At 41.5% G+C, this 18,772-nt stretch carries 11 protein-coding genes, 11 tRNA genes and 3 rRNA genes; all 25 read right to left on the minus strand.

The genetic code is table 11. The features are described 5' to 3' along the window. Window positions 1-395: 395 nt before the first annotated feature. Window positions 396-488: transfer RNA gene (locus CAO17_RS16650), tRNA-Ser, on the minus strand. A 16-nt stretch (window positions 489-504) separates the two neighbouring features. Then, window positions 505-578, minus strand: a tRNA-Met gene (locus CAO17_RS16655). An 11-nt stretch (window positions 579-589) separates the two neighbouring features. Beyond that, window positions 590-662 (minus strand) — tRNA-Ala (locus CAO17_RS16660). Between the two features lie 15 nt (window positions 663-677). Beyond that, window positions 678-754: transfer RNA gene (locus CAO17_RS16665), tRNA-Pro, on the minus strand. Window positions 755-758: 4 nt separating this feature from the next. Next, window positions 759-835, minus strand: a tRNA-Arg gene (locus tag CAO17_RS16670). A 3-nt stretch (window positions 836-838) separates the two neighbouring features. Next, window positions 839-927, minus strand: a tRNA-Leu gene (locus CAO17_RS16675). Between the two features lie 8 nt (window positions 928-935). After that, window positions 936-1,010 (minus strand) — tRNA-Gly (locus CAO17_RS16680). A 28-nt stretch (window positions 1,011-1,038) separates the two neighbouring features. Beyond that, window positions 1,039-1,123: transfer RNA gene (locus CAO17_RS16685), tRNA-Leu, on the minus strand. A 5-nt stretch (window positions 1,124-1,128) separates the two neighbouring features. Then, window positions 1,129-1,204 (minus strand) — tRNA-Lys (locus tag CAO17_RS16690). A 16-nt stretch (window positions 1,205-1,220) separates the two neighbouring features. Then, window positions 1,221-1,296, minus strand: a tRNA-Thr gene (locus tag CAO17_RS16695). A 163-nt stretch (window positions 1,297-1,459) separates the two neighbouring features. Then, window positions 1,460-1,535, minus strand: a tRNA-Val gene (locus CAO17_RS16700). A 7-nt stretch (window positions 1,536-1,542) separates the two neighbouring features. Further along, window positions 1,543-1,657 (minus strand): 5S ribosomal RNA (gene rrf, locus CAO17_RS16705). A 113-nt stretch (window positions 1,658-1,770) separates the two neighbouring features. Beyond that, window positions 1,771-4,691: ribosomal RNA gene (locus CAO17_RS16710) — 23S ribosomal RNA — on the minus strand. Window positions 4,692-4,912: 221 nt separating this feature from the next. Further along, window positions 4,913-6,477, minus strand: a 16S ribosomal RNA gene (locus CAO17_RS16715). Together the 16S, 23S and 5S rRNA genes with 11 tRNA genes alongside form the textbook arrangement of a ribosomal RNA operon. A 446-nt stretch (window positions 6,478-6,923) precedes the next feature. After that, window positions 6,924-8,420, minus strand: coding sequence for a lysine--tRNA ligase (gene lysS / locus CAO17_RS16720; protein WP_281252965.1), 1,497 nt, complete (start codon window positions 8,418-8,420; stop codon window positions 6,924-6,926). A 258-nt stretch (window positions 8,421-8,678) separates the two neighbouring features. Then, entirely contained in the window at window positions 8,679-9,191 is a 513-nt protein-coding gene (gene folK / locus CAO17_RS16725) for a 2-amino-4-hydroxy-6-hydroxymethyldihydropteridine diphosphokinase (RefSeq protein WP_085993717.1), read from the minus strand. Beyond that, entirely contained in the window at window positions 9,188-9,553 is a 366-nt protein-coding gene (folB, locus tag CAO17_RS16730) for a dihydroneopterin aldolase (RefSeq protein ID WP_085993718.1), read from the minus strand. The genes folK and folB overlap by 4 nt, the downstream gene beginning before the upstream one ends. Further along, the gene (gene folP / locus CAO17_RS16735; protein WP_085993719.1) at window positions 9,546-10,376 is read right to left on the minus strand and encodes a dihydropteroate synthase; all 831 of its coding nucleotides are present in this window, start codon (window positions 10,374-10,376) and stop codon (window positions 9,546-9,548) included. The genes folB and folP overlap by 8 nt, the downstream gene beginning before the upstream one ends. Before the next feature lie 185 nt (window positions 10,377-10,561). Further along, window positions 10,562-11,491: a cysteine synthase A gene (gene cysK / locus CAO17_RS16740; protein WP_085993720.1), complete on the minus strand. Its 930-nt coding sequence runs from the start codon at window positions 11,489-11,491 to the stop codon at window positions 10,562-10,564. 120 nt (window positions 11,492-11,611) lie between these two features. Next, window positions 11,612-12,535, minus strand: coding sequence for a peptidylprolyl isomerase (locus tag CAO17_RS16745; RefSeq protein WP_085993721.1), 924 nt, complete (start codon window positions 12,533-12,535; stop codon window positions 11,612-11,614). A gap of 18 nt (window positions 12,536-12,553) precedes the next feature. Further along, window positions 12,554-13,423: an Hsp33 family molecular chaperone HslO gene (hslO, locus tag CAO17_RS16750; protein ID WP_085993722.1), complete on the minus strand. Its 870-nt coding sequence runs from the start codon at window positions 13,421-13,423 to the stop codon at window positions 12,554-12,556. 79 nt (window positions 13,424-13,502) lie between these two features. After that, window positions 13,503-14,279: a type III pantothenate kinase gene (locus CAO17_RS16755; protein WP_085993723.1), complete on the minus strand. Its 777-nt coding sequence runs from the start codon at window positions 14,277-14,279 to the stop codon at window positions 13,503-13,505. A gap of 317 nt (window positions 14,280-14,596) precedes the next feature. Beyond that, on the minus strand, window positions 14,597-16,603 hold the full coding sequence (gene ftsH, locus CAO17_RS16760; protein WP_085993724.1) for an ATP-dependent zinc metalloprotease FtsH: 2,007 nt from the start codon (window positions 16,601-16,603) through the stop codon (window positions 14,597-14,599). Between the two features lie 137 nt (window positions 16,604-16,740). After that, the gene (hpt, locus tag CAO17_RS16765) at window positions 16,741-17,298 is read right to left on the minus strand and encodes a hypoxanthine phosphoribosyltransferase (RefSeq protein ID WP_425435888.1); all 558 of its coding nucleotides are present in this window, start codon (window positions 17,296-17,298) and stop codon (window positions 16,741-16,743) included. Then, a complete protein-coding gene (tilS, locus tag CAO17_RS16770) occupies window positions 17,299-18,699 on the minus strand; it encodes a tRNA lysidine(34) synthetase TilS (protein ID WP_085993725.1) in 1,401 nt (466 codons plus the stop codon). Window positions 18,700-18,772: the final 73 nt, after the last annotated feature.

Below are 18,772 nucleotides of genomic sequence, written 5' to 3' on the forward strand. Positions count from 1 at the left end.
AATCGAACCGCCGACACACGGATTTTCAGTCCGTTGCTCTACCGACTGAGCTACCGAGCCGTAATTATAAATGAAATTATCTAATATAAAAAGCTCACTTTTCGTTTGTGACCCCTGCATCTGCTAGTTTATTCAAAGATGATTCGTGCTTCGGGGTTACTCGTAGATTATTCGGTAGAAGTGTTGCTTGTTGCTCTACCGACTGAGCTACCGAGCCGTAATATTATTTATAAATTGTTAGTATTCGCCATTGCTTTTTTGGAATTTGTGCTCGTCATGTTGCTAGCCTTTTCGGTGTAGCAGCATTCCTCGCAGGCCTGCACATAGATGCTTAGTCAATGATGTTGACGGCCAGCTACCGAGCCATAATATTACTAATTATTAAGTTTTATGTATGGAGGAGGTAGAGGGATTCGAACCCCCGCGCGGTTTGACCCGCCTCTCGGTTTTCAAGACCGACCCCTTCAGCCAGACTTGGGTATACCTCCGTATTATTTTAAAGTATAGCGGTGGAGGGGATCGAACCCACGACCTCACGGGTATGAACCGTACGCTCTCGCCAGCTGAGCTACACCGCCAAAATTAAAAGTGGAGCCTAGCGGGATCGAACCGCTGACCTCCTGCGTGCAAAGCAGGCGCTCTCCCAGCTGAGCTAAGGCCCCATAATAGATTTATAATGGTCGGGAAGACAGGATTTGAACCTGCGACCCCATGGTCCCAAACCATGTGCTCTACCAAGCTGAGCTACTTCCCGATAATGGCGCGCCCGAGAGGAGTCGAACCCCTAACCTTCTGATCCGTAGTCAGACGCTCTATCCAATTGAGCTACGGGCGCTTATGGTGCCGAGGACCGGAATCGAACCGGTACGGTAGTTACCTACCGCAGGATTTTAAGTCCTGTGCGTCTGCCAGTTCCGCCACCCCGGCACATAGTCTGGAGCGGAAGACGGGATTCGAACCCGCGACCCCCACCTTGGCAAGGTGGTGTTCTACCACTGAACTACTTCCGCATGACAATGTTTTTATAGTATATTATAATGGTGCGGGTGAAGGGAGTCGAACCCCCACATCCGAAGATACTAGATCCTAAGTCTAGCGCGTCTGCCAATTCCGCCACACCCGCATAAATGGTGAGCCATGAAGGATTCGAACCTTCGACCCTCTGATTAAAAGTCAGATGCTCTGCCGACTGAGCTAATGGCTCATATATTTTATAGAAATGGTGCCGGCCAGAGGACTTGAACCCCCAACCTACTGATTACAAGTCAGTTGCTCTACCAATTGAGCTAGGCCGGCGTATTATGTTTTAGATAATATTATTAGATGGTGCACTACTTTTTTTATGCTCGTCGTGTTGTAAGTTCATTCGGTTAAGTTGCACTTCTCACAAGCCTGCACATAGTAGGTTTTGATGAAATAAACGGCTTGCTCTACCAATTGAGTTAGACCGGATTATATATGGTGGAGGATACAGGACTTGAACCTGTGACCCCCTGCTTGTAAGGCAGGTGCTCTCCCAACTGAGCTAATCCTCCGGATGAAACCTGGCGGCGTCCTACTCTCGCAGGGGTTAACCCCAACTACCATCGGCGCTGGAGAGCTTAACTACTGTGTTCGGCATGGGAACAGGTGTGACCTCTCCGCCATCGCTACCAGATAATACTTATTCATAAGAACAAGTTATATTATATGCATTTTTGACAAAAAGTGCAAGGGTTTTTTATACCCTAAAAACTAAATAAGAGGTAATCACTGACATCCTTTAAGAAGTTAGTTAAGTCCTCGATCGATTAGTATTCGTCAGCTCCACGTGTCACCACGCTTCCACCTCGAACCTATCTACCTCATAGTCCCTGAGGGATCTTACTCACTTAGAAGTGATGGGAAGTCTCATCTTGAGGGGGGCTTCATGCTTAGATGCTTTCAGCACTTATCCTTACCATACGTAGCTACCCAGCTATGCTCCTGGCGGAACAACTGGTACACCAGCGGTATGTCCATCCCGGTCCTCTCGTACTAAGGACAGCTCCTCTCAAACTTCCGGGCGCCCACGACGGATAGGGACCGAACTGTCTCACGACGTTCTGAACCCAGCTCGCGTACCGCTTTAATGGGCGAACAGCCCAACCCTTGGGACCGACTACAGCCCCAGGATGCGATGAGCCGACATCGAGGTGCCAAACCTCCCCGTCGATGTGAACTCTTGGGGGAGATAAGCCTGTTATCCCCGGGGTAGCTTTTATCCGTTGAGCGATGGCCCTTCCATGCGGAACCACCGGATCACTAAGCCCGACTTTCGTCCCTGCTCGACTTGTAGGTCTCGCAGTCAAGCTCCCTTCTGCCTTTACACTCTGCGAATGATTTCCAACCATTCTGAGGGAACCTTTGGGCGCCTCCGTTACCTTTTGGGAGGCGACCGCCCCAGTCAAACTGCCCGCCTGACACTGTCTCCGAACCGGATCACGGTCCTGGGTTAGAAGGTCCATACAGCCAGGGTGGTATCCCACGGATGCCTCCACGTAAGCTGGCGCTCACGCTTCTGAGGCTCCCACCTATCCTGTACAAGCTGCACAGACATTCAATATCAGGCTACAGTAAAGCTCCACGGGGTCTTTCCGTCCTGTCGCGGGTAATGCGCATCTTCACGCATAGTATAATTTCACCGGGTCTCTCGTTGAGACAGTGCCCAAGTCGTTGCACCTTTCGTGCGGGTCGGAACTTACCCGACAAGGAATTTCGCTACCTTAGGACCGTTATAGTTACGGCCGCCGTTTACTGGGGCTTCGGTTCTAAGCTTCGGACCAAAGGTCCTAACTCTTCCCCTTAACCTTCCAGCACCGGGCAGGTGTCAGCCCCTATACTTCGCCTTTCGGCTTCGCAGAGACCTGTGTTTTTGCTAAACAGTCGCTTGGGCCTATTCACTGCGGCTCTATCTCTATAGAGCACCCCTTCTCCCTAAGTTACGGGGTCATTTTGCCGAGTTCCTTAACGAGAGTTCTCCCGCTCACCTTAGGATTCTCTCCTCGCCTACCTGTGTCGGTTTGCGGTACGGGCACCTGTGATCTGGCTAGAGGCTTTTCTCGGCAGTGTGAAATCCGGAACTTCGGCTATAGTTGCCTCCCCATCACAGCTTGAAATGGCCAGACGGATTTGCCTATCTGACTTTCTCACTGCTTGGGCGCACACGTCCATCGGTGCGCATTCCTTATCCTACTGCGTCCCCCCATCACTCATAACGATCACGAGGTGGTACAGGAATATCTGCCTGTTGTCCATCGCCTACGCCTTTCGGCCTCGGCTTAGGTCCCGACTAACCCTGAGAGGACGAGCCTTCCTCAGGAAACCTTAGGCATTCGGTGAAAGAGATTCTCACTCTTTTTTCGCTACTCATACCGGCATTCTCACTTCTAAGCGCTCCACCAGTCCTCACGGTCTGACTTCACAGCACTTAGAACGCTCTCCTACCATTGTCTAAAAGACAATCCACAGCTTCGGTGATACGTTTAGCCCCGGTACATTTTCGGCGCAGAGTCACTCGACCAGTGAGCTATTACGCACTCTTTAAATGATGGCTGCTTCTAAGCCAACATCCTGGTTGTCTAAGCAACTCCACATCCTTTTCCACTTAACGTATACTTTGGGACCTTAGCTGGTGGTCTGGGCTGTTTCCCTTTCGACTATGAACCTTATCACCCATAGTCTGACTCCCAAGTCTAAGTAGCTGGCATTCGGAGTTTGACTGAATTCGGTAACCCGATGAGGGCCCCTAGTCCAATCAGTGCTCTACCTCCAGTACTCTTTCCTTGAGGCTAGCCCTAAAGCTATTTCGGAGAGAACCAGCTATCTCCGTGTTCGATTGGCATTTCACCCCTACCCACACCTCATCCCCGCATTTTTCAACATACGTGGGTTCGGGCCTCCTGTCAGTGTTACCTGACCTTCACCCTGGACATGGGTAGATCACACGGTTTCGGGTCTACGACCGCATACTCATTCGCCCTGTTTAGACTCGCTTTCGCTGCGGCTTCGTGTCTTCCACTTAACCTTGCATACGATCGTAACTCGCCGGTCCATTCTACAAAAGGTACGCCGTCACGCGTAAATGCGCTTCGACTACTTGTAGGCACACGGTTTCAGGTACTCTTTCACTCCCCTTCCGGGGTACTTTTCACCTTTCCCTCACGGTACTGGTTCACTATCGGTCACTAGGGAGTATTTAGCCTTGGGAGATGGTCCTCCCGGATTCCGACGGAATTCCACGTGTTCCGCCGTACTCAGGATACACTCCGGAGAGAATTCTCTTTTGACTACAGGGCTGTTACCCTCTTTGGCTCATCTTTCCAGATGGATTCGTCTAAAGAATTCCTTTGTAACTCCATGTGGAGTGTCCTACAACCCCAGAGAGCAAGCTCTCTGGTTTGGGCTGTTTCCGTTTCGCTCGCCGCTACTTGGGAAATCGCATTTGCTTTCTCTTCCTCTGGGTACTGAGATGTTTCAGTTCCCCAGGTATGCCTCTTGTGCCCTATGTATTCAGACACAAGTCCTGTTCCATTACGAACAGTGGGTTTCCCCATTCGGAAATCTCCGGATCAAAGCTTACTTACAGCTCCCCGAAGCATATCGGTGTTAGTCCCGTCCTTCATCAGCTCCTAGTGCCAAGGCATCCACCGTGCGCCCTTATTCACTTAACTAAGTTTACAATGAATAAGCGTACTAAATTAATAGCCTTGCTTTACGTTTTAATCTAGATTCAGCTCCCATAATCAGTCGCTGCATCCTTTTATTTTTGATGTCGTTGATTACTCTTATTTAGTTTTCAAGGTACAAAAATTAAGAGATTCACTCTCTCAAAACTGAACCAAACAACTCAGTATGTTTCATCCTAAATAGGATGTTCCGTAATAATCCTTAGAAAGGAGGTGATCCAGCCGCACCTTCCGATACGGCTACCTTGTTACGACTTCACCCCAATCATTGGTCCCACCTTCGGCGGCTGGCTCCAAAAGGTTACCTCACCGACTTCGGGTGTTACCAACTCTCGTGGTGTGACGGGCGGTGTGTACAAGACCCGGGAACGTATTCACCGCGGCATGCTGATCCGCGATTACTAGCGATTCCGGCTTCATGTAGGCGAGTTGCAGCCTACAATCCGAACTGAGAATGGTTTTATGGGATTTGCTTGACCTCACGGTTTCGCTTCCCTTTGTACCATCCATTGTAGCACGTGTGTAGCCCAGGTCATAAGGGGCATGATGATTTGACGTCATCCCCACCTTCCTCCGGTTTGTCACCGGCAGTCACCTTAGAGTGCCCAACTGAATGCTGGCAACTAAGATCAAGGGTTGCGCTCGTTGCGGGACTTAACCCAACATCTCACGACACGAGCTGACGACAACCATGCACCACCTGTCACTCTGTCCCCGAAGGGAAAATCCTATCTCTAGGAGTGTCAGAGGATGTCAAGACCTGGTAAGGTTCTTCGCGTTGCTTCGAATTAAACCACATGCTCCACCGCTTGTGCGGGTCCCCGTCAATTCTTTTGAGTTTCAGCCTTGCGGCCGTACTCCCCAGGCGGAGTGCTTAATGCGTTAACTTCAGCACTAAAGGGCGGAAACCCTCTAACACCTAGCACTCATCGTTTACGGCGTGGACTACCAGGGTATCTAATCCTGTTCGCTACCCACGCTTTCGCTCCTCAGCGTCAGTTACAGACCAGAGAGTCGCCTTCGCCACTGGTGTTCCTCCACATCTCTACGCATTTCACCGCTACACGTGGAATTCCACTCTCCTCTTCTGTACTCAAGTCCTCCAGTTTCCAATGACCGCTCACGGTTAAGCCGCAAGATTTCACATCAGACTTAAAAGACCGCCTGCGAGCGCTTTACGCCCAATAAATCCGGACAACGCTTGCCACCTACGTATTACCGCGGCTGCTGGCACGTAGTTAGCCGTGGCTTTCTGGTTAGGTACCGTCAAGGTATGATCAGTTACTATCATACTTGTTCTTCCCTAACAACAGAGTTTTACGATCCGAAAACCTTCTTCACTCACGCGGCGTTGCTCCGTCAGACTTTCGTCCATTGCGGAAGATTCCCTACTGCTGCCTCCCGTAGGAGTCTGGGCCGTGTCTCAGTCCCAGTGTGGCCGATCACCCTCTCAGGTCGGCTACGCATCGTCGCCTTGGTGAGCCTTTACCTCACCAACTAACTAATGCGCCGCGGGCCCATCTGTAAGTGACAGCCGAAGCCGTCTTTCAAACTCTCCATCATGCGATGAAAAGTATTATCCGGTATTAGCTCACGTTTCCGCAAGTTATCCCAATCTTACAGGCAGGTTGCCCACGTGTTACTCACCCGTCCGCCGCTCGTTCCACTAACGTCACCCCCGAAGGGGATCAGTTAGCTTCCCGCGCTCGACTTGCATGTATTAGGCACGCCGCCAGCGTTCGTCCTGAGCCAAGATCAAACTCTCCAAAAAAGTTTGTATAGAATTAACACCAATTAATTCTATGTCTTAGCTATAGTTAAAAGAAAAACGAGTTCCTTTTAATATCTTAACATACTGGTTGTTTTGTTCAGTTTTCAAAGAGCAAATTTGGTTCGCTTTGTAACAGCGACTTTATTAATTTAACATATCGAATTGTTGTTGTCAACAATTTTGTAAAATTAATTTTAGCTGGTTTCGTTTGTCGCCTCATGTCGAAGCAACGATATATAATTTATCATGTCTGTTAGATAAAATCAAGTACTTTTCTTTATTTTTTTACAGTGAATCATAACTTCAATTTTATCTTTATTTAACTAGATATTTATCTATTAAAGGTTAAAAATCACCATGGCTAAAAAAACAGCTTTTAATTTACATATATCTTCACCTATTAAAAACCTCCACAAAAAATATTCTTGTAGAGGTTTTTAATAGTATTATTTGGTACGCATTTGTGGGAACAGTAGAACATCTCTAATAGAAGGAGCGTTAGTCAATAACATAACTAAACGATCAATTCCTATTCCAAGCCCACCTGTAGGAGGCATACCGTACTCTAGCGCTTCTAGGAAATCCTCATCCATTAGATGTGCTTCATCATTTCCTTCTTCTCTTTCTTTAACCTGAGCTTCAAATCGTTCACGCTGATCGATTGGGTCATTCAACTCACTAAATGCATTGGCATGCTCTCTGCCAACAATAAATAATTCAAAACGATCTGTGAACCGCCCATCTTCTTTATTTTTCTTAGCAAGTGGGGAAATCTCTACAGGATGTCCATAAATAAAGGTAGGTTGGATTAACGTTTCTTCAACCTTTTGCTCAAAGAATTCGTTTACTACATGTCCAAAAGTCATGTTGGCCTTAATCTCTACGCCATGTTCTTTTGCAAGTTCCCTCGCTTCTTCATCACTCATATTCTTCCAGAAGTCTACTCCCGTCTGTTCTTTTACCGCATCTACCATATGAAGTCTCTTCCATCTTGGTTCTAAGTCAACTTCATACTCACCATAAATAACATTAGTTTTACCAAATACATCCTTAGCAATATGAGCAATAAGGTTTTCCGTTAATTCCATGATATCGTTGTAATCTGCATACGCCTCATATAACTCAATCATTGTAAATTCCGGGTTATGGCGTGTTGATACACCTTCATTACGGAATACACGTCCAATTTCATATACCTTCTCTAACCCACCTACAATAAGGCGTTTTAAGTGTAACTCAATAGCGATACGCATATATAGCGGGATGTCTAATGCATTATGATGTGTTACAAACGGACGTGCTGCTGCACCACCAGGAATACTGTGCATCATAGGTGTTTCCACTTCTAAGTATCCATGATTATTAAGGTATTCACGCATAGACTGAATAATCTTACTACGTTGAATAAATGTCTGCTTACTATCCATATTGGTAATTAAATCTAAGTAACGTTGGCGATAACGTTGTTCAACATCCTTCAGTCCATGGTACTTTTCAGGTAATGGACGGAGGGATTTCGTTAATAATTGGAATTCATCCACTTTAATGGATAGTTCCCCCATATTCGTGCGGAATATATCACCTGTCACACCTACAATATCGCCAAGGTCAATTGATTTAAATACGTCATATGCCTTGTCACCGACTGTATCTTTTCTAACATAAATTTGTATCTGACCACTTAAATCCTGAATATGAGCAAAGCTAGCCTTACCTTTTCCACGTTTTGTCATTATTCTACCAGCTACAGTAGCTCGTTCGGCTTTCTCCTCTAGCTCTTCTTTCGTCAAATCCTCATATTTATTAAAGATATCTCCTGCTAAATGGCTACGTTCATATTTCTCACCAAACGGGTCCAACCCTTTTTCTCTATGTTCATTTAATTTGTCACGTCTTACGAGCATTTGTTCATTCAATTCTTCTGACACGATCAAGCCCTCCAGTTCATTATATGGTGTAAGTATATAAGAAAAAATTAATTTTTTCACGTATGTAGTATTCTTACTTGGCATTATAACCTACATCTATATCATAAATACTATATTCATAGGAGATTAAAATTTCTTGCGTTCATTCATATAAAAACCTGCCAGTAATACTACTGACAGATTACAAGTTTAAGGAAATTACTCTAAAAAGGCATGGAACAACTCTAGTAAAACTTCCTTTAAATATACAACACATTTCCTTCTCCAGAAACTCTACCCCTTTTTCCCCTTGTCTTGTACCCATTTTCGCACTCCTTTAACGTCTGACTCGTGAAGTTCCTTCAATAACTGTTCCACACTTTTCTCCAGAGTCGGCACCATCATTTGAGGAGCAATCTCTGCAAATGGAATGAGTACAAATGCACGTTCATGCATCCTGGGGTGAGGTATCTGTAAACTATCCACTGTACTATTTTCATGATTAAACGTCAAAATGTCAAGGTCTATTGTTCGCGGGCCAAATCGGATATTTCTTACTCTGCCCAATTCATTTTCAATATACTGGCAATAGGAGAGCAAGTCAAAGGACGATAAGGATGTTGAAATCTCAACAACCATATTTAAAAAGTCCTCTTGATCGGTATATCCAACAGGTGCAGTTTCATAAATGGATGATTTCCCTCGGATGGATATGTATTCATTTTGCTCTAATATCTTTAACGCATTAGTTAAATGTTCATAACGTGGCTCAATATTGGTTCCTAGAGATAAAAATGATTGATTCACTTGCTTTTCTCCCGATATATTTCTACCGCTACCGAATCATAGTGACCTGGTATTGGTGGATTTGGTTTTATTACTTTAATCCTACAACCTTGAAGTAAATCAAAGGAGGATAAAAGCTTTTGAGCAATATCCTCGGCAACTGCCTCAATAAGATTTTTTGCCTCTCCCTCAACAATTTCCTTTATCATTTCATATGCCTCACCATAGTGGATGGAATCATTCATATTATCTGAAACTCCTGCTTTATATAAATCAGCATATAGCTCTACATCGACATGAAAAGGTTGCCCTAAACGATTTTCCTCTGGCATTAGACCATGAAATCCATAAAATTTTAGCTTTTGAAGGATTATTTTATCCATGATACCTCTCCTTACCAAGCATTGCGTCCATCATCCTCGCTAGTTCACTATTCATTTTCACATTATGTACACGAACAATATGAGCTCCCTTGGCTATTCCCAAGCATGTCGTTGCACCGGTACCTATATCGCGTTTATCTGGTTGCGATATCCCCAGTGTACTGCCTATAAATCGCTTGCGTGAGGTTGCTAATAAAAAGGCATATCCCATATCGACCAATTGTTCAAGCTGATTCATAACTTGTAAATTATCTTCCGCAGATTTAGCAAAACCTACTCCTGGGTCAAGAATAATGTCTTCCTTTGGCACCCCAGCATTCATCGCAATATCTATACTTTCTTGTAAATCCTTTTTCATATCGTCCATTAACGATGTGTAATCTTCGTTGTCTCGGTTATGCATTAAAATAATAGGTACATTCAATTCAGCAGCTACCCTAGCAATCTCTGGATCCTTTTTAGCTCCCCATATATCGTTTATCATATCAGCTCCAGCTTCTATTGCAGCTCTTGCCGTTGCTGCTTTAAATGTATCGATGGATATCGGTATGTCTACCTGCTCCTTCACAGCATTAATTACTGGCACAACACGTTCTATTTCTTCTTCATCCGATACAGGGACATGTCCAGGCCGTGTTGACTCTCCACCAACATCAATTATATCAGCACCCTCTTGTTCCATTCGCTTAGCCTGTTCTACTGCCTTGTCAATCGTTGTATAGCTTCCACCATCAGAAAAGGAATCGGGTGTTACATTTAAAATTCCCATAATATGTGTACGCTCTGATAAATTCAGTGTCTTTTTCGCAGTCTTTATGATCATTATTTTTTGTACCTTCTTCCAATTTAATATTTTTATCATATCGTATCATAAAGAACAGGTACTTTCATTAAAGAATAAAAACTAATTTAACCTAGATTAATTATCATTTACTCTCAGCGTACCCTATAATCAAATAAAACAAAAAAATTAGCTCTACATAAGAGCTAATCTTTTTGTTAACTAACTTATTTACCTTCTTCAAATTGATAAAGTGGTGTTGATAAGTAACGCTCACCATTATCTGGGAAGACAGCTAATACCTTCTTACCTTTTCCTAGCTCTTTTGCAACCTTTTTAGCTGCAGCAATTGCGGCACCTGCTGAAATACCACCTAGAATCCCATTTGTACTCGCAACTTCACGAGAGGTCTGGAATGCTTCTTCATTTTCAATTTTGATCACTTCATCATAAATATCTGTATCTAAGATTTTCGGAACAAACCCTGCACCAAGTCCTTGAATTTTATGTGGTCCAGGAGATCCTCCAGAAAGTACAGCAGAATCAGCTGGTTCAACCGCATAAACTTTAATTCCATCAAAGTTCTCCTTTAGCACTTTTCCAGCTCCAGTAATTGTACCACCAGTGCCGATACCAGAAACAAATGCATCTAGTCCATCTGACATTTGGCTTACAATTTCCTTACCAGTTGTCTCTTCATGAACTTTTACATTTGCTTCATTATTAAATTGCTGCGGCATAAAATAGCCTTTTTCTTTTTGTAATTCATTCGCTTTTGCAATAGCACCATTCATCCCATCTGGCCCAGGTGTTAAAATTAATTCCGCACCATACGCACGTAATAGGTTACGACGTTCCATACTCATTGTCTCTGGCATAACCAGAATTGCTTTATACCCTTTTGCAGCAGCCACCATTGCTAGGCCGATTCCTGTATTTCCACTCGTTGGTTCAATAATTGTGTCGCCCTCTTTTAGAGCACCATCTTTTTCCGCAGCCTCGATCATAGCCATAGCAATCCGGTCTTTAACGGAACTTGCTGGATTAAAGAATTCTAATTTCACATAAATATCTGCACTATTTTCATCTGTAATATTATTTAATTTAACAATCGGTGTTTCTCCAATTAATCCAATTATAGAATCTGCAACTCTCACAAAAATCCCTCCTCTTAATTCCTACCATTCCTATATGTTTAAATTTAATCCATTTATGCTCTACTGTCAAGAAAAAGGGAAAGAATAATACAACAATTATTACACTTTATGTAATTCATATTAATCATTCTTTCCCGCCTCCTTCTTTTTATCATAAATCCATTCAACGTCTAATTGCTTCCACAGCAAATCCGCAGTAGCAGGCTGGTTTAATTGCGACAAGGCTAATTCCGTTTCAATATATGGTTGCAATTCTTCATAAGTAAATGAAATAGATGGGAGTTTTTCATGCAAATATATAATGGCTACTCCTTTATTCGTTTTAAATGGATGACTTATACTATGCTCTTCCATTTCATCTGCTACTTTTTCATAGCCCTCCGGGAAAAACTCGCTATTTGTATGAATAAAACCTATATAGCCCCCGTCATACTTCGTTTCCTCATCTAATGAATATTCCTTAGCCAGTGAAGCAAAGGACGCGCCTTGTTCTAACTCGCTTTTAACCTTTTCAGCTATTTCAGTATTATCTACTATGATATGGGATAGTTGCATCGCTTCCGTAAAATTATATTGTTCACCGTAACGTTGATAAAATTGGCGCGTTTCCGACTCTGGAATGGAAACATCCTTTGCTAATAATCGTTCAAGCTGATATCGATAAACGATATCTCCCTCCCAGTCTTCAACTAATTGTTTAAGCTCCATTTGTGTCATAACACCCTGCATCGATGTTAATAATGAAATCTCTCGTTGGATGACTTTATCATCAATCTGTATGTCATGTTTATCTGCCAGTTGACGAACAACTTCCCTGTCAATTAGACTTTGTAGTTCCCCTTTTCCATGTTGTTCCATTATTGCTTTAAACCAAGTTTTGTATGTAATCTTTTCACCATCAATATTTGCAACAGCATCATTTAAAGCTACATTTACAGTATATCCATTAATTACAATTTTGTTTTCTTTATTGAATGTGATGATAGTCGCGATATTGGTTATCAAAAGTACTATTATAATACCCATCAATAATCGCTTTGACATCGAAAGAACTCCCTTTTCCTACTGTTTCAATTCCTCTAACTCTTTCTCTGTAAATTGATATGTTTCATTACAAAAATGACAACTTGCTTTAGCACCATGATCTTCATCAATCATACTTTGTATTTCCTCATTTCCTAATCCGATAATGGCATTTGCAATTCTCTCTTTTGAACATTTACAGCGAAATTCAACAGGAAGTTTCTCGTGGAATTTCACTTCACCTTCACCAAATAATCGCTCCAAAATTTGTTCTGGAGAATTACCTTCTCGGATTAATGTAGAAATGGGAGGGATATTCGATATACTTTCTTCCAAACGACTAACGATATTATCATTCGCACCAGGCATGACTTGTACGATAAATCCGCCTGCAGACAAAATCGTATGGTCTGGATTTACAAGCACTCCTGCCCCTACAGCTGATGGTATTTGCTCAGAAGTTACAAAGTAATACGTGAAATCTTCACTTATTTCCCCAGAAATAATAGGTACTTCACCAGTAAAGTAATCTTTAAGACCCAAATCCTTAATCACACTGACTCTTCCTTGCTTTCCTACTGCTCGTGAAACATCTAATTTACCTTTTTCATTAAGATCAAAATCAACATGGGGATTTTTGACATAACCACGGACATGCCCTTTTGCATTTCCATCCGTGATAATAGCGCCAATCGGGCCATCTCCCTCTACTTTTACCGTAATAGAGTCTTCCCCTTTCAGCATAGCACCCATCATTGCAGTTATCGTGAGTGTTCGCCCTATAGCGGCTGATGTCGTAGCCCACGTATCATGTCTTCTACGTGCTTCCTCTACTAATCCTGTAGTAGAGGCTGCATACGCTCTAATCATGCCTTCAAATGCTGTTGCTTTTACCAAGTAATCTTTCATTCCGCTATCTCCTTTTTACATTCTAGAATCCATTATTGTATTCGTTCGATAACAAGTAAAGCCATATTACCTTTGTTATTTAACCGTTTTTAATCTGCTGATAAATCATATACAATCCTTTTAACGTTAGATTCGAGTCGACTTTATCTATCGTTGTTGAGTGTTTTGCAATTAAATTAGATAAACCACCGGTAGCAATTACTTTCGCTTCTACGTTGAAATTACTCTTTATTCGGTTAACCAGTCCATCAATCATCTCTATCGTGCCAAAGTAGATACCAGACTGCATGGCATCTACGGTGGATGTCCCAACAACATTTTCAGGGGCTTCAATCTCAATTTTAGGAAGCTTAGATGCCTTACTATATAAAGCCTCCATGGATACATTCATCCCCGGTATAATAATCCCACCGCAATATTCATCCTCATCATTAATATAACAGTAAGTAGTTGCCGTCCCAAAATCAATGATAATAAGTGGACCACCACCATTTTCTTTAATGGCAGCAACTGCATTAACAACACGGTCTGCACCAATTTCTTTTGGGTTGGGATAATTCATTTTTAAATACCTACTAAAATTATCTTTGCCGATAATATGTGGTTCCACGTTAAAGTATTTACGACTCATCTCTTCTAACGAATACATAATTGGTGGAACAACAGAGGAAATAATAACACCATCAATTTCTTCAAAAGAGAGCTGGTTATATTCAAATAGGGATTTAAAGATCATACCAAATTCATCTTCTGTTTTATAGCGGTCTGTTTTAATCCGCCACTCATATTTTAGTATATCCTTTTCGAACACCCCTAGTACCATATTAGTATTTCCTATATCTATAACTAGTAGCATTTTCTACTTTACCTCCTTCATTTAAACCAATATAAAGTGAATCTTCAATTTTTGAGGTAGGGGCATGACGACCCTTAACCCGCGATAATATGTATAATTGCCATCTAAATTTTCTAAAAGCGGTTCTACCTATTATACAAACGAACCAGGGGAATTAATTCACTAGTTCTACTTAAGCTTTTTTAGAGTTAGTCTCAGGACATTCATAACCAGCAACCACTTTGTAAAATTTGCTCTATTCAACGTGTAAAATATACCACATTTCTCATTTAAAACAAAAAAACAGTCACTTTTCTGTGACTGTTTTTTGTTGAGTCTTATTTATTTTCATCATCAGATGCTTTCGGATCTTCTTCTATAGATGATGTTCTATTTTTTTGTTCATTCTCATCTACGTTAGCCTTCGCATCTTCATATGAAGATCCCACAGCGTCGTCACTATCTTTCTTCTGAATGTTTACTTTTACATCTTCACCATCCATTGTAGCAACAACTGGGTCTGGTAATTTTCCTTCTTCAAATAAAGATTTAATTTGCTTCGCATCCAGCGTTTCAATATCAAGCAAAGTTTGAGCGAATAGCTCTAACTTATCTTTGTTTTCTGTAAGAATTCTCTTAGCACGATCATAACAGTAATTAATAAAGTTTTGCATCTCTTTATCAATCTCATAAGCAATCTTATCACTGTATGTTTGCTCGTTTTGTAAGTCACGACCCAAGAAGACATTACCGCCTCCGCCACTTGAGAATTGAAGTGGCCCTATTTTGTCACTCATACCATATTCGGTAATCATCTTGTTAGCAATATTAGTTGCACGCTGGAAATCATTATGCGCTCCAGTACTTACTTCACCAAAGATAATTTCTTCTGCAACACGTCCACCTAATAACCCGGTGATCTTGTCAAATAGCTCTGGTTTGGTCATAAAGTAGCGATCCTCTTTAGGAAGCATGACGGCATAACCGCCCGCTTGACCACGGGGAACAATGGTAACCTTGTGTACCATGTCAGCTTCATCAAGCACCAGCCCAATAATCGCATGCCCACTTTCATGATATGCAACAATATTTCTTTCTTTTTCTGATATAACCCGACTTTTTTTCGCGGGACCAGCAATCACACGATCTGATGCTTCATCAAGGTCATCTTTGTTAATTGCCTTACGATTATCCCTTGCAGCCACTAGTGCGGCTTCATTAAGAAGGTTCTCTAAATCTGCACCCGAAAATCCTGGGGTTCGCATTGCAATTGCTTTTAAGTCAACTGTTTCATCCAATGGTTTGTTTTTAGCATGCACTTTCAATACTGCTTCACGCCCATTAACATCTGGACGGTCTACCGTAATCTGGCGGTCAAAACGCCCAGGACGTAATAATGCAGGGTCTAGAATATCCGCACGGTTAGTTGCTGCAATGATGATAATACCTTCATTTGCAGCAAATCCGTCCATTTCAACAAGTAATTGGTTTAGTGTTTGTTCACGTTCATCGTGTCCACCACCAAGACCTGCACCACGCTGACGACCTACTGCGTCAATTTCATCAATAAATATAATACAAGGGGAGTTTTTCTTTGCGTTTTCGAATAAATCACGAACACGAGATGCACCTACCCCAACAAACATTTCAACAAAATCCGATCCACTGATAGAGAAGAATGGTACACCAGCTTCTCCAGCAACAGCACGGGCTAATAATGTTTTACCTGTCCCAGGTGGTCCTACTAATAGCACACCCTTAGGAATACGAGCTCCAACTGCAGAGAATTTGCGTGGGTCCTTTAAGAATTCAACAACCTCCACAAGCTCTTGCTTTTCCTCATCTGCTCCAGCAACATCTTTAAATCGAACCTTTTTCTTTTCTTCGGTGTACATTTTAGCCTTACTTTTACCGAAGTTCATGACACGGCCGCCACCGCCGCCACCTTGAGCTTGACTAAAAATGAATAAAATAAATAGGCCGATTAATAAGAATGGTAAAATTCCTGTTAAGAAAGTTAACCAAGGACTTGGCTGTTCCTCTTCTACTACATTAAGTATTCCCTGTTCTGTTGCGGTCGCAGTAACCTGTGCCACAACATCCGTGTTATCAGGAATTTGTGCCACAAATGATGTATCATCTGTTAAAACACCAGTTACACGATAAATTCCATTTGCTGGTTGTAATGTCATTTCATCAATGTCACCAGTATTTAGAACATCCATAAATTCTTTTACATTTAATTGTTCTCTTTCTTCTCCTTGTCCATTGAATACTCCTATAACTCCAATTACAACGAAGAATATAAGCATCCAAAAGAACACATTCCGAAAAATCTGATTCATTTCGTACCTCCTCCCTAACCGGGAAAAACTATAGTTCATCGTACCATATGAAAAACTGAAAATACAACTAATTTAGCTTGAATATTCACTGAAATTATCCGCTATTTAAAAGTGCGATGATACAACACTTAGACGCTTCATTCTCCACCATAAATTTCCGGCTTAAGAACACCGATATATGGAAGGTTTCTGTATTTTTCTGCATAATCCAAACCATATCCAACCACAAATTCATTCGGAACATGGAAACCAGCCAAGTCTGCTTGAAGATCAACTGTTCTACCCTCAGGTTTATCAAGTAATGTAACAATTTTAATTGACTTTGCTTTTCGATACTTAAAGAGGTCAACGAGATAGCTAAGTGTTAATCCACTATCAATAATATCCTCAATGATAAGCAGGTCTCTTCCCTCGACCTTCGTATTTAAATCCTTCACAATCTTTACTTCTCCAGAGGATTTCGTCTCACTTCCATAACTCGAAACATCCATAAAGTCCATTTCAATATGGCATTCCATATAGCGTAATATATCAGACATAAATGGCATAGCACCTTTTAACACACCAACTGCTAATGGAAATTTCCCATCATATTCTACCGTAAGCTTCTTACCTAATTCCTTGCATTTATTTCTAATTTCATCTTCCGTGTATAAAACCTTTTCTATATCATTATGTATATTATCTGTATTCATCTATATCCTCCTACTAGTTGCCTGTACATAATTTAACTGAATCCATCGGCCTTTATCCTGCGAGTCTTTTAGCTTTCCTTTTTTTAAACCAATTAACCAGATGATTTCACCGTTATTATCGACTAAGATGGGCCAACTATTCCGTTTATCCAAAGGAATTTTCTCATCTATAAAAATATCCTTCAATTTTTTACTCCCATTTAGTCCATACCAACTCATCCGATCTCCTGATTTCCTTGTTCTTATATGTAACGGAAAAGAAACTTGGTTCTCATAAAAACCGTATGATATGGTATCTTGATTGTATCTAACATCACTAAATTGCGCTAGTACTTTGGAACCATCGGGAAACAACACCTCTCCTGGAACCTCCAAAGGAAAATGGTAGGAAGTGTCTTCTCCACTATCATAGAAACGAAATGTAATTTCCTCATAGGCTCTTTCCACTTTTAGTTGCGATGGAAAATACAATTGCCTATTCCCTTCTTTACTGTCTAATAACGAAAGAAACTGTTCCTCGTGTACATAGGATAAATCCTTTGGTAATTCTTTATATAGATAGTTTAATATTAGATGAAGTGCACGTCTTTGTAAAGCATGGGCACGTTTTTTAAATGCATCTACTTCTAATATCGCACTATTCCATTTATCATCAAATTTCACTACCTCTTCAACCATTTCTTTAGCCTTTTCTTGAAGAAAATATTCATCTTCGTTACGGGTTTCACTCAAATGCTGTATGGTAGTATGTATATTACTATTTTTCTGTTTTATTAACGGTACAACATGTTTTCTGAAAAAATTCCTTGTATATAGGGTGTCAAAATTTGTTTCATCTATTCTAGGTGAAATTTCATTTTCCCTACAATATGTATGAATTTCCGCTTTTGTAACACATAGAAGAGGACGAATAATATATCCGTTACTAAACTTCCTTCTTACAGGAATACCAGAGAAAGCAGTAGTTGATGCAGAACGCGTGAGACTCATGAGCATCGTTTCCACTTGATCATCTCCGTGATGACCTAATGCCAAATAATCTGCATGATATTCTTTCATCACTTTTTCAAAGTACTGATATCTTAGTTCACGTGCTGCTAACTCAGTACTGATACCTTTTTCCTTTTGATATTTGATAACATTTACTCTTTCCCAGACAAAAGGAATCCCCCATTCTTTGCAGACTGTATCTACATAGACAATATCCTCACGTGATGCCTCCCCTCTTAATTGGTGGTCAACCGAAACAGCAATTATATGGATGTTCCACTTCATTTGATTTCTATAAAGGAAATGCAATAAAGCCATAGAGTCTGCTCCACCGGAAGCCCCAACCAATACAGTCGATCCATTCTTTATTAATTGATGTTTATCGATAAAACTTAAAATAGTTTGTTTCATACTAATATCCCCATTAGAATTATAATGATAATTCCATTATATAGAAAAATATCTTTAATCCCAACCAAAGCAA

It is taken from the genome of Oceanobacillus senegalensis (assembly GCF_900176885.1).
GTDB classification, from domain to species: Bacteria; Bacillota; Bacilli; order Bacillales; family Amphibacillaceae; genus Oceanobacillus; species Oceanobacillus senegalensis.

Coding starts and splice junctions, on each gene's coding strand:
- folB (WP_085993718.1), bottom strand. CDS start 9,553: ATGGATAAAATAATCCTTCAAAAGCTAAAATTTTATGGATTTCATGGT.
- folP (WP_085993719.1), bottom strand. CDS start 10,376: ATGATCATAAAGACTGCGAAAAAGACACTGAATTTATCAGAGCGTACA.
- CAO17_RS16745 (WP_085993721.1), bottom strand. CDS start 12,535: ATGTCAAAGCGATTATTGATGGGTATTATAATAGTACTTTTGATAACC.
- hslO (WP_085993722.1), bottom strand. CDS start 13,423: ATGAAAGATTACTTGGTAAAAGCAACAGCATTTGAAGGCATGATTAGA.
- CAO17_RS16755 (WP_085993723.1), bottom strand. CDS start 14,279: ATGCTACTAGTTATAGATATAGGAAATACTAATATGGTACTAGGGGTG.
- ftsH (WP_085993724.1), bottom strand. CDS start 16,603: ATGAATCAGATTTTTCGGAATGTGTTCTTTTGGATGCTTATATTCTTC.
- hpt (WP_425435888.1), bottom strand. CDS start 17,298: ATGAATACAGATAATATACATAATGATATAGAAAAGGTTTTATACACG.
- tilS (WP_085993725.1), bottom strand. CDS start 18,699: ATGAAACAAACTATTTTAAGTTTTATCGATAAACATCAATTAATAAAG.